Annotated in this window: 7 protein-coding genes and 2 pseudogenes; 5 read left to right on the top strand and 4 right to left on the bottom strand. The window is 73.0% G+C overall.

Annotated features, from left to right (window positions below):
• Positions 1 to 32: 32 nt before the first annotated feature.
• Positions 33 to 1,403: a lipase family protein gene (locus ACTT8P_RS36960; protein ID WP_442836179.1), complete on the bottom strand. Its 1,371-nt coding sequence runs from the start codon at positions 1,401 to 1,403 to the stop codon at positions 33 to 35.
• 51 nt (positions 1,404 to 1,454) lie between these two features.
• On the bottom strand, positions 1,455 to 3,050 hold the full coding sequence (locus tag ACTT8P_RS36965; protein WP_442836180.1) for a GMC oxidoreductase: 1,596 nt from the start codon (positions 3,048 to 3,050) through the stop codon (positions 1,455 to 1,457).
• 228 nt (positions 3,051 to 3,278) lie between these two features.
• Here ACTT8P_RS36965 and ACTT8P_RS36970 point away from each other — a divergent pair, with 228 nt between their 5' ends.
• Positions 3,279 to 3,926: a TetR family transcriptional regulator gene (locus tag ACTT8P_RS36970; RefSeq protein ID WP_442836181.1), complete on the top strand. Its 648-nt coding sequence runs from the start codon at positions 3,279 to 3,281 to the stop codon at positions 3,924 to 3,926.
• 40 nt (positions 3,927 to 3,966) lie between these two features.
• On the opposite strand, the pseudogene ACTT8P_RS36975 reads toward ACTT8P_RS36970, so the two are convergent.
• A pseudogene (locus ACTT8P_RS36975) lies at positions 3,967 to 5,158 on the bottom strand (DUF4158 domain-containing protein); the annotation flags it as partial.
• Between the two features lie 280 nt (positions 5,159 to 5,438).
• On the opposite strand from ACTT8P_RS36975, the pseudogene ACTT8P_RS36980 reads away from it, so the two are divergent.
• A pseudogene (locus ACTT8P_RS36980) lies at positions 5,439 to 5,630 on the top strand (riboflavin kinase); the annotation flags it as partial.
• A 215-nt stretch (positions 5,631 to 5,845) separates the two neighbouring features.
• Here the strand turns inward: ACTT8P_RS36980 and ACTT8P_RS36985 are convergent.
• Positions 5,846 to 6,787: an enoyl-CoA hydratase/isomerase family protein gene (locus ACTT8P_RS36985; protein WP_442836182.1), complete on the bottom strand. Its 942-nt coding sequence runs from the start codon at positions 6,785 to 6,787 to the stop codon at positions 5,846 to 5,848.
• 51 nt (positions 6,788 to 6,838) lie between these two features.
• On the opposite strand from ACTT8P_RS36985, the gene ACTT8P_RS36990 reads away from it, so the two are divergent.
• The 3 genes from ACTT8P_RS36990 to ACTT8P_RS37000 all read left to right on the top strand — a co-directional run bounded on the left by ACTT8P_RS36990 (position 6,839) and on the right by ACTT8P_RS37000 (position 9,843).
• Entirely contained in the window at positions 6,839 to 7,867 is a 1,029-nt protein-coding gene (locus tag ACTT8P_RS36990; protein WP_442836183.1) for a CoA transferase, read from the top strand.
• Positions 7,861 to 9,123: an amidohydrolase family protein gene (locus ACTT8P_RS36995; protein ID WP_442836184.1), complete on the top strand. Its 1,263-nt coding sequence runs from the start codon at positions 7,861 to 7,863 to the stop codon at positions 9,121 to 9,123. The genes ACTT8P_RS36990 and ACTT8P_RS36995 overlap by 7 nt, the downstream gene beginning before the upstream one ends.
• A gap of 264 nt (positions 9,124 to 9,387) precedes the next feature.
• Positions 9,388 to 9,843, top strand: coding sequence for an MMPL family transporter (locus tag ACTT8P_RS37000; RefSeq protein WP_442836185.1), 456 nt, complete (start codon positions 9,388 to 9,390; stop codon positions 9,841 to 9,843).
• Positions 9,844 to 9,882 lie beyond the last annotated feature (39 nt).

Consider the following 9,882-nt stretch of genomic DNA (forward strand, 5'->3'; position numbering starts at 1 on the left):
GGTTACGTCCCGGCGGCGCGGGGCGGCGCGGCTCAGGGCTGGAGCGGCATGGTCGGGCAGTTGGAGGTGGTGGGCTTGCCGGCCAGACGGTCGATCAGCCAGGAGATCGCGTCGCCCTGGTCGGTCAGGAGCGGCACGAAGTGGTTGGTGAGGATCTTGTCGCCGAGGTTGGGCAGTACCAGCGCCTTGTAGGTGACGGCGGCGCCCTTGCGGCACCAGTCCACGGCCAGTTGCCGGGCCTGGGCATGGGGCACGATGTCGTCGTGGACGCCGGTGGCCACCCGTACCGGGCCCGCGGGCTCGAGCGTGCCGATCCGCTGTCTGTCCAGGGCCGCCTGGGCCGCGGGCTCGGCGGCTATGACAGCACCGATGGACCGGCCGTCCTTGGTCCACTCGGTGCTCTCCGCGAAGCCGTAGCCGAAGAGCGCGTCGCCGACGCACATGGTCGAGGTGTCCTTCAGCACCGCCTTGCCGCTGTCACTGACGTTCTCCTCGACCACCGCCCGCAGGTCGGAGTCGGCCTGGGCGAAGCCGTTGACCGACCAGGCCAGTGCACCGGCCAGGGCGCTGCCGTCGATGCCCTTCATGGTGGCGGTGAGGTCGGCCGGCGGGGCACCCGCATAGGTGCCGCTCAGCGGGACGTCGGGTGCGTAGGAGGGCTGCAGTTCGGCCGCGGCGGCGGAAGCTCCGCCGCCCTGGCTGTAGCCGTACAGGCCGGTGGGCGAGGAGGCGGTGACCGAAGCGCCCGGTACCGCGCGGGCGGCGCGGGCCGCGTCCAGCAGGGCGTGTCCCTGGTCCAGCCGGTTGACGTAGGTGTGCAGCCGGTCGGTGGTGCCGAGGCCGACGTAGTCGGTGACGACGACCGCGGCGCCGGTGGCCAGGATGCGGTAGATCGCCAGGGCCTCGTACCCCACGGATACGGTGTCGCCGGTGAGGGTGAGCGGGTTCTCCAGCGCCAACGAGGGCGCGCACTGGTCGCCCTGGCCCATGGTGCCCGAGGCCACCGCGACCAGCGGGCGCGGACCGGACCTCGTCCAGGCCGCCGAGGGCTCGAGGTAGGTGCCGGTGACGGCGACGGGCTGCCCGGCGGAGTCGGTGGACCGGTACATCAGGCGAGTCGCCGTGCCCGGCATCGGGCGGCCGTCTAGGCCCGGGATGCTCAGCCCGAGCTCCATCGGCTCGGTGCGGACCAAGGCGCCGTTGACGGCGGGCAGTTCGGCCGGCGGATCGTAGAACGGGGGAATGGTGATCCCGCGGGAGACCACCGGCTCGGTGGCGATGGCGGTGTCGGTGGCGGAGGCCGGCCCGGTCGCCAGACAGAGGCCGACGGCGCCCGCGACGGTGCCGGCGAGCAGCCGGGCCCCGGCGCGGGTGGTGCGGGAACGGTATCTCTTGCGGCTCATGACGTGCTCCTTGCTCGTCGTGACGGGGGTCGGACGGCTGTCGGGCGCCGGTCAGATGACGGTGCCGACGTCCTGGGCGGTGATGGCGTCCATCGCGCGCTCGGCCACCGCGGCGATGGTCATGGAGGGGTTGCAGGCGCCCGTCGTGCCGGGAATCAGCGCTCCGTCGAGCACGTAGAGGCCGCGCTGCCCCAGTACGCGTCCCTCCAAGTCGCACACGGTGCCCATGGGCGCCCCGCCCAGGGGGTGCCACGTGCTGTTGACCAGGGAATTGGTGTCCGTAAGGGTCCCAAGACCCCGGGAGATCCTCGCGACCCGGCGGTGGATGGCGCGGTGGCTCGCGGTGTCACCGCCCGCCGGCCAGTGCAGGGACACGGAGTCAGTGGCGGCGTCGTAGCGCAGGCGGCCGCGGTCGGAGCTGACGCCGAAGCCGACCAGCATCGTCGTACGGGTGTCGATGCCCAGCGGCGGCAGGGATGCCTGGATGACGGTGTTGGCCGTGGCAGGGTCGTCCCATTGCTTGCTGCCGTAGACGACCGGCCCGCCCTGCTCGGAGCCGAAGTCCTCCCACAGGTTGGTCCAGGCGTAGATGCGGTCGCCGTTGGTGCCCCACCCTTCGCCGAGTCCGTCGGGCAGGTCGGGGACGGCACCGGTGGCCCCGGCACGCACCAGGAGTTTGCTGGTGCCCACGCTTCCGGCCGCCATGACCAGGGCGCGGGTGGTGAGGATCTTCTGTTCCCGCACGACGCCGTGGTCGTCGGTGCGGTCGACGTGCACCTCCCAGCGGCCGTCGGCGGCCCGGGCCACGGAAGTGACGTGGTGGTGGGTGGCGACGGTGACCCGACCGGTTGCCTCCGCTTCTTTCAGGTAGGTGACGTCGACGGAGTGCTTGCCTCCGTTGTTGACGCCGAGCGCGCAGTCGCCGTTGGTGTACGACGCCTTCATCTCGCCGCGCAGCTCGGCCAGGGCGTAGTCCCAGTCGATCGGCATCGGGATCTTCTCCAGGACGTACCCGGCCGCGCGGACGCGGTCGGCGAAGACGCGGGCCGCGTAGTAGGTGGGGCTGTCGATCAACGTGTCGGGAGCGGTGGCCACGTGCAGCATGCGGGCGACGCGCGGGTAGTGGACCTGGTCCATGCGTCGCCAGTCGAGCTGTTCGGGGAGCCAGGTGTTGAACACCGCTTCGGAGGGCTGGAGGGTCATGCCCTGGTAGACCAGGGAGCCGCCGCCGACCCCGGCGGCGCAGACGCTCAGGATGTTCTCGCCGAGCACCGGTTCGAGCAGGCCGACGTAGGGCTCGAAGTCGAGCGGGGTACCGATCAGCCGGGCGAGCGGCCGGACGGCCTCGGGCAGGGTGCCGTACCACAGCGCCCGCTTGTCCAGGCCGGAGACGCGGGGGAAGGTCTCCGCGCCGGGGCCGGTGGGCCAGCGCCGGCCGCGCTCCAGGACGGTCACCGCGACCCCGGCCTGGGCCAGCCGCAGCGCGGCCACACCGCCGCCGAAGCCGGAGCCGATGACGACGGCCCGGTGTTCCTCCCGGGTGAGCGGGATCCGGGCCGGGGCGGCCGCGGCGCGGGTGGGGAGCAGACCCGCGGCAGCGAGTCCGGCGGCGCCCGTGAGTACTGCGCGTCGGGTGGGGGTGGGCATGAGCGACTCCTGGACGTGGTGGTGGCGGTCGGACATGCAATGGCATGCGCATGCCAAGTAGGGCCGGGGCAACTCCGGTTACCCATCGGTCGCTTACTGGAGAGTAGGTCCGAGTGTCAGGCAGTGACAAGGTGGCTGCATGCGTCATCTGTGGTGCGCGGACCGCGCGAGGGCGGTGCCCCCTCGTTATGCTGCGGTGGACGTGGCACAGGGAAGAATGGGGCAAGGGTGAGCCAGACGCCGGTCGAGGCACCGCGCCCGACAGCATCCGCGGACGAGGGGTTGTCGCTCGTCGAGCGCCGAAAGGTGGCACTCCGCTTCGACATCGCCTGTGCGGCGGTGCGTCTGTTCACCACGCGGGGCGTCACCGCCACGACGGTCGAGCAGATAGCCCAGGCCGTGGGCATCTCCGCCCGCACCCTGTGGCGCCACTTCCCGTCGAAGGAGAGCTGCGCCCTCCCCCTGCTGACGGCGGGGCTCGACTTCATGGTGGACCGCCTGCACCACTGGCCGGCGGAGACGAGTCTGCTGGACTTCTTCGCCGACACCTGCCGCCGGGGGGACCTGCCGTCCGCCACCCCCGTCATCCTCGACCTGATCCGCATGACCTCCACCGAACCGGCCCTGCGCGCCGTCTGGCTTCAGGCGCACGATGACGCGCTGCCCGTTCTCGGCAGCCTGCTCGCGCGGCGTTCCGGCGCCGGCCCCGGCGACCTCGCGGTGATCGTGCACGCCGCGACCCTGAACGGTGCGCTGCGGGCGGCGGTGGAGGACTTCGCCCGGCGGTATGCCGGCCGGTCGGACGCCGGCGACGCGGAATTGGGCGCCTGCCTTGATGAGGCCCTGCGGGCGGCGTCCGAGGGGCTGCCCTACTGAGCCCTCAGCCTGCCGCCTGCGGTGGATCGGAGTCGGAGCCGGAGTCCGAGTCGATCGGCGGCGTCAGCTCGAACAACGCGGCGATCGCGGCGGCCAGTTCCTCGCGCGGCACCACCTCCTCGATCCGCTCCCACATCGCCGTCAGCGTCGCCACCTCCGGCGGACTGATCTCCCCGGACTCGGTGTCGACCTGCTCGCTCGTGGTGTCGAACACGACCCGGAACGCGGTCGCCAGCCTGATCCCGGCCCGCTCCATCCTCGGCAGCGTCTTCAGCTTCTGCTTCGCCGTTTCCCGCTCCGCCCGCGCGAGCAGCTTCGTCGCGACCAGCACCTCCAACAGGTCCAGCGCGTCGTCGACCGCCCTGCTCGTCAGGTAGACCGCGGTGGCCAGCAGGGTGGCCAGCCTGCGCGAGTCACCGTGACGCCGCAGCAGGGACGCCTTGCCGTCCACGCCGTACCGCGACAGCTCCGCCAGCCGCCGCGGCGGTATCCCGGACACGTCCAGCTCACCCATCCCGAACGCGTCGATCTCCGTCGCCCGCTCAAGCGCCCACTTCATCTGCGGGCCGGAGATCCGCACCGGGGCCTCGCCGCAGCCGGTCCAGCTCCGACACCCGCGCACCGGGCGGCACGGTCAGCAGCGAGTCGAGCACCGCCCGCTGACCGGTGCTCAGCAGCCCGTACAGGCTGTCCCACAGCCGCTGGTTCGCCGCCTCCCGCACCGAGGCCACCAGCCGCGCCAGCGTCGTCACGCCGGGCAGCAGCACCCGCCGCTCACGCAGCCACCCCACCGCCGCGTCGAACAACGCCTTCGGGCCCTCCCCGGTCGTCCACGCCCGTGCGTCCACCCACACCCGCAACTCGGCTTCCGCCTCGGCGAATTCCGTGTACTCCAGGACCTTCCGCAGCTCACGGACGTGAGCCAGCCGGGTGTTCTCCCGTTCCCCGTACGCCTTCAGTGCCGACGCGTCCGCGATGCCGAGCTGCTCGGCGAGGTAGCCGACGACTTCAGCCGGCACGTCAGTCGGGTCGTCCAGGAACACCCCGAGGTAGCGCGCGGTCGTGAGCTGGGCCGCGAAGCCCAGCCGGTTGTGGGACCGCCGCTTACCCTCGATCAGCTCCCGGTCAGCATCGTCCAGGAAGAAAAACCGCTCCAACTCCGTACGGGACGGCGCCCCGTTGTACGCCGCGTACGCGGCGGCTTGTGCATCCGTCAGAAACTCGACCGGCACCCCGGACCTCCACACAGTCAATGATCAACACGACTGCTGAAGGCTCCGCCCTCGAAGAAGTCCAGGTCAAAGCGCTCTAAGGGCGCGGGAGGCTTAGCGCCGGTTTTCGTTCCGATGTTCCTCAACCCCCAGTTCTTCCAGCGGCGGCAGCAGGCGCCGGGCGCTGGGCCCGGCACGGACCTCGGACACCCGACGGCCGACCTGAGCGACATCGACACCGTCCGCCTGGACGGCGTGTGCGCGGGTACCGTGGGCGTCGGTCCGGAGACGGACGCGGCGAGTGCGCGGCGGTGGTCTCCGCCGGGCGACGTCCTACGGATGCCAGGGCGTACGCCTGCTCGAAGCGCGTCTGCTGGGCTTCGGCGGCGACCTGTACGGCCACCGGATCGAGGTCACGCTCAGGCGGCGGCTGCGTCCGCGGCGGCGCTTTGCCGGCTCGGTGGAACTCGTCCGCCGGATCCGGCAGGACACCGACGACGCCCTGCGCCGGGCCCACGACCACGGCTTCGCGGATCTCGTCCTGGACCGCCCGGAACGGCAGTGGAGCAAGGGAGGGCGGGGGACCGTCCAGCGCCGGCGTCGCCTGCCCCGCGATCACGGCAAGGGCACCAGGCGCGCGCTGGAACGCGGCGAAGCGGTTGCCCGGGTGGTTCACCGCTTGCCGGTGTCGTCAGTGATGCCACGGGGTCAGGAAGAGGCGGCCGGAGCCAGCTCGTCGACCAGACCCCAGCACAGCGCCCGCGCCGAGTCGAGGGTGGTGCCGGTCAGGGCCAAGAAGGCGGTGCGTTCGCGGCCGATACGGGCGGGGACGCTCACGGTGCCTCCCGCGCCTGGGATCAGCCCCATCGCGATCTCGGGCAGCCGGACCACCGTGTTGGGGGCGGCCGCCACCCGCCCCGCGAACGCGGGCAGTTCGATGCCGGCTCCCACGCAGGCGCCGTGCAGATGAGCGGTCACTTTGGCGGCGCACCGCAGGAGCAGCGCCGCGGGGCTGCGGCGCACGCGTACCCGGTGTGCCTCGGCGGTGTCCCGGGAGCTGCCGAACTCCGCCAGATCGCCACCCCCGCAGAACGCCGGCCCGTTGCCGCGCAGCTCGACGCGGGCGATCGACGGATCGGCCGCGGCGACCTCCAGGGACTCGCACAGGGCGTCCCGGGTGGCGGCGTCGAAGGCGTTGCGCACCCAGGGGCGGTCCAGTACGACGGTCAGACGGTCGCCGTCTCGGCGCAGCCGGACGGGGTGCCGGGCGGGGCGCGGGGCTCGGGGCGGTGCGGTCGCCAGCCAGGCGCGGAAACCCGCACCGCCCTGGAGGGCCGAGTAGGCGAGGGACTCGATCAGCAGTCGGTCGGACGACGGGAGCGGTTCACCCACACGTAGTACCTGGACCAGGGTGACGGCGGCGGCCGGCTGCCGGGCGACGGTTTCTTCGATGTGCCGGGCGGTGGCGTTCGGGTCCGGGCACGACACCCAGGGGCGTGGCGCGTCGGCGGCCCCTGTCAACAGGACGTCGAAGTCGTCCGACACGGCCCTCGGCCGGGCCGCCACCCCCACGAGCACCTGGTCGTGGACGGCCCGAGTGGGCGGCGGTGCCGGGTGATCGAGGTCGATCAGGCGGAAGGGCGAGTCCATGGGCGGTCGAGTGTAATCTGCCTTCAGCCGGAAGAGAAGGTGGTTACCGGAATGAAGAACAGTGCTCTCGACATCAATGGATGGATGGCCGATGTCGACCCGTTCCTCAGCCCGCTCCGTGCCGTCGCCGCAGGTTTCACCGGCCGCACCGGCGTCCCCGTCGACCTGCCCACGGTCCTTTTCCTGCGCGCGCGGCTGGCCGGGCTCGCGGCGCCGGGCCGGACTTCCGCCGGTGGCTCCTGCCGGCTCCTCGAAACCGCCGACGGGTGGGCCGCCGTCAACCTCGCCCGCCCGGAGGACCACGCCGGCGTCCCCGCGCTCCTCGGCCTCCTGGGCACAGGGGACACCACCCTGACCACAGCCGCCCGACGGGTAATGGCTCATCAACTCGCGCATTGCGCGCAGGCGGTGGGCATCGCCGCGGCCGCGCTCGGACCGGTCCTGCCCGACCGGGCCCCCGTACTCACCAGCTCCCACGGCGAGCGGCGGACCCGTCCGATCGCCGCTCCCCGGGTGCTCGACCTGTCCGCCCTGTGGGCCGGACCGCTCTGCGCGCGACTGCTCGGGCAGGGCGGCGCGCACGTGACCAAGGTGGAGAGCACCACCAGACCGGATGGCGCGAGGCAGAGGCATCCGGAGTTCTACCACTGGCTGCACGACGGGCACGACAGCCTGGTGCTGGACTTTGCCTCCGGCGCCCTGGCCGACGTCGTCGCGCGGTCCGACGTCGTCATCGAGGCGTCCCGGCCCCGGGCGCTGCGCCGCCTCGGTGTGCGCGCCGAGGAGTTCCTGGCCGCACGGCCCGGACGGGTGTGGGTGAGCATCACCGGCTACGGCCGCGACGACGACCGGATCGCCTTCGGCGACGACGCGGCGGTGGCCGGGGGCCTGACCGGACGCGACGCGGGGGGCGGTCCCGTGTTCCTCGGTGACGCGCTGGCCGACCCCGTCACCGGCCTGTACGCCGCCGACGCCGTCGCCCGTTCCCTCGCGGCCGGCGGCGGTGAACTGCTGTGCGTGTCCATGGCCGCCTGTGCCGCCGCGCTCGCCGGCGCCCGGACCGGGCCGGGTCCGTGCTGATCAGGAACGTGGAGGTCGACGGACGGGCCGGCACCGACGTACGGATCGGGGCGGACGGGCGGATCGCGGAGCTGGGGCGGCGGCTGGCCGGAGCGGCCGATGTCGACGGCCGCGGGGGCGCGCTGCTGCCCGGCCTGCACGATCACCACGTGCATCTGACGGCGCTGGCCGCGCAGGCCGCCTCGGTACCAGTGGGTCCGGCCGAGGTACGCGACCGCGACGGGCTCGGCAGGGCCCTGCGGGCCGGGGCGCCCAGGGAGTGGGTGCGGGCGGTCGGCTACCACGAGAGCGTCGCCGGGGAACTGGACCGGTGGGCTCTCGACGCGCTCGTCGCCGACCGCCCGGTGCGGGTGCAGCACCGCAGCGGAGCCATGTGGTTCCTCAACAGCGCCGCCCTGCGCGCGGCCGCACTGGACGGCGACGAGAGCGTCCGCGACGGCCGGCTGTGGCGGGCGGACGGGCGGCTGCGGCACGTCGTAGCGCCGGTGGCGCTGGACTGGAAGAGCCTCGGACGCCGGGCCGCGCGCCTCGGCCTGACCGGGTTCACCAACGCCGACCCGCACCCCGCACCCGATCTGCGGCGGACCCTGTCGGCGCTGCCGCAGCGACTGGTCGTCATGGGCGTGGACGCGCCGGTGAAGCTGATGCTCGACGATGCCACGCTGCCGGTCCCGACCGGCCTGGCCGCGACAGTGGCCCGGGTACGGCCCCGGCCCGTCGCCGTGCACTGCGTCACCCGGGTGCAGTTGCTGGTCACCCTGCTCGCCCTGGAGGAGGCCGGTCCGGTCGCCGGTGACCGGATCGAGCACGGCTCGGTGATCCCGGCGGAAGCCATTCCCTGGATCAGGCGCCTCGGTCTGACCGTCGTCACCCAGCCGCACTTCCCGGCCGAGCGGGGCCACCAGTACGCCACCGACGTCCACCCCGACGACCGGGGGCACCTCTACCGGTGCCGCAGCCTCGCCGAGGCGGGTGTACCACTCGCCGCGGGCACCGACGCGCCGTACGGCACCCACGACCCGTGGGCGGTGATGCGGGCCGCCGTCCACCGGGACGACGGTGAAGGCCTCGTCCCGCAGGCCGCCCTGCGGCTCTTCCTGGGCGCACCGCGACGGCCCTCGGCGCCGCGCCGGGTGGCGGCCGGCGCGGTGGCCGATCTGTGCCTGCTGCACTGCCCGTTGCGTGAGGCACTGGACACGCTCTGCGCCGACGTCGTACGGGAGGTGTACTTCGGCGGCCATCCGGTCACGCCCTGACAGACGGCGAGAAGCTGTCGTCAGCCGTGGCGCAGACGACCAAGGTGTGGTGGCCCCGTAGACGCCGGAGGCACGCTGGCACCCCGCGGCGACCGGCGAAGCCCCATCCGGGGGCGATTTCCTCTCCTCCTCCAGGAGGAGGAGAGCAGGGCATCTGGTGCGCCGGCACCAAGCGGCACTGCCCGCAGGAGCACGATGCCCCGCAGGGGTCTTCCGGGCCAGGCTGGTCACCTGACCCGAACCAGATCTGGAGACCCTTTTCTCGTGGCTACCTTGCTCTGCCGGCTGGACCGGACCGCTTTCCGGCGGCGCTGGCCGGTGACCCTGTTGTGGGTGGTGATCCTCGGCGCCGCCGGCGCGGGCGCCGCCACCGCGCCCGCCGCCTCGCAGGAGACCACCTCGGTCATGCCCGGCATCGAGGCGCAGAAGGCGTTCGACCTGATCGGCGAGCGTTTCCCGGGCTCGTCCGCCGACGGCGCCTACGCGCAGATCGTGTTCGTCGCACCGGACGGCACGAAGGTGTCCGAGGCCGGTCAGCGGTCGGCCGTCGAGACGTTCGTCACGCGGGCCGCCGACGCACCGCGGGTCTCCGCCGCCGCCGACCCCTTCGAGGCCGGCGCGATGAGCGAGGACGGCTCCACCGCCTACTCCACGGTGAACTTCGAGGTCGCGGCCGCCGATCTCAGGACCGTCAACGTCTCCCGCACGATCCGCGGGTAGTGGTCGAGGTCCGGCCCGGGGTCCATCAGCCACCACTGG

The sequence above is a fragment of the Streptomyces sp. JW3 genome (assembly GCF_052216785.1).
In the GTDB taxonomy this organism is placed as follows: Bacteria; Actinomycetota; Actinomycetes; order Streptomycetales; family Streptomycetaceae; genus Streptomyces.